We start from the raw sequence: 1138 nt of genomic DNA on the forward strand, positions 1-1138 counted from the left end.
CGCCGACATCGCCCACCTTCCGGCGCCGGACCTGGACGTGCACACCGTGGCCGCCTCCACCGCCACTCCCACCCGCGAGACCAGGAAACGGCTGGGGGAGCTCACGGCCCAGCACCTGCTGGAGCACACCGCAGATGTCGCCGCCCGCGGCCCGGTGTACGTGATCCGTCCCGAGGTGGCCGACCGGGCCTCGGCTCTCAACGACAACCCCGGTGCCCGTACGGCCGTCCTCCAGCGGTACCTGGACTTCCTGACCACCACCGCCTATGAAGCCGCCCGGGTCCTCGCCCCCCACCACCGCGTCCTGGAGCACACCAGTCGGCACGAACCCGCCGAGCCCGTCGGGTTCGCCGTCAACCACGTGGCGCTCGCCTGGCTGGAAGCGACGGCTCCCGCGCTGCTCCCGGCGATCACCGCCGCCACCAGGCACGGTGAATACAGGGCCGCTGCCTGCGTGACCCACGCGGCATGGCCGCTGTTCCTCTACACCCGGCACGAGCGGTGGATTCCCATCCACCGCCAGGGCCTGGCCGCCGCCGAGCGCTGGGGCGACACCGTGGCCATCCGCGAGCTGCTGTCCGCGCTCGCCGGTGGCCTGCGCGACAACCGCGAGTACGACGAGGCGATCTCCTGCCTCCAGCGCGCACGGACCCTCGCGGAAGGCGACCTCGAGGCAATCGCCAAGTGCAGCAGCAGCATCGGAGCGTGCCTGCACGCCGATGCCCGCTACGTCGAAGCCATGCCCCAGCTGACCGCCGCCGCCACCCGCTACGGACAGCTCGGCCACGTGCGCGGCCAGGCCCTCGCCCTGATCCTCATCGGGTCGGCGCACGCCCGGCTGGGCGAACCCGTTGCCGCAGTGCCGGTCCTCCAGGAGGCCTGCACGCTGCTCTCAGGGCTGACCGAGCCGGACCCGCTCAACATCTCACGAGCGCTGGCCTACCTCGGCGAAGCCCACTCGCTGGCGGGCGCCCACGATCTGGCCGCCGCCGCGCTCGTCCGGGCCCTGGAGCGGTTCCGCTCCCTGAGGGTGCCCTACTGGGCCGCGCACACCATGGAGTTCCTGGGCCAAGCCGCCCTGCGCGCCGACCAACGCCACGCCGCCATGGACTGGTACTCCACCAGCCTCGCCCAGTAC

General features: G+C 72.7%; 1 protein-coding gene. It reads left to right on the top strand.

The genetic code is table 11. The annotated features are described in order from the left end of the window. On the top strand, window positions 1–1138 hold a 1138-nt coding region (locus tag ACFVU7_RS45140; RefSeq protein ID WP_388052569.1), incomplete at both ends, for a hypothetical protein.

Origin of the sequence: Kitasatospora sp. NPDC058046, assembly GCF_042885595.1 — a bacterium.
In the GTDB taxonomy this organism is placed as follows: Bacteria; Actinomycetota; Actinomycetes; order Streptomycetales; family Streptomycetaceae; genus Kitasatospora.